Below are 436 nucleotides of genomic sequence, written 5' to 3' on the forward strand. Positions count from 1 at the left end.
GTTCCAGGACACCCTGTCCCAGCTGCAGCAGGGCGCCACCGGCCCGCAGCCCGCGACCGGCGGCAGCAACCCGGCCCAGATCGGCCTCGGCGTCCGGGTGGCCGGTGTCACCACCAACTTCTCCCAGGGCTCTTCGCAGAGCACCGGCCGCGCCAGCGACATGATGATTTCCGGTGACGGCTTCTTCGTCACCAGCAAGGGCGGCAGCCAGCTGTTCACCCGAGCCGGTGCGTTCAGCCCGGACGCGGCTAACCAGCTGGTGAGCCCCGACGGCGGCATCCTGCAGGGCTGGACCGCCACCAACGGCGTCATCAACGCTGGCTCTCCGGTCGGCGACATCACGCTGAACCCCAACACCATGGTGGCCAAGGCCACWGATACGGTGACGCTGGACGGGAACCTGCCCAGCGACGTCGCAAATGGCACCAAACTGGAC

1 protein-coding gene is annotated in these 436 nt (G+C 68.5%); it reads left to right on the forward strand.

Translation table 11 applies throughout. From position 1 onward, the window contains the following. Positions 1 to 436: flagellar hook-basal body complex protein (locus AC1U89_RS24820; RefSeq protein WP_479902272.1), on the forward strand; the 436-nt coding region annotated here is incomplete at both ends.

Source organism: Caulobacter sp. 05T431, from assembly GCF_056665975.1.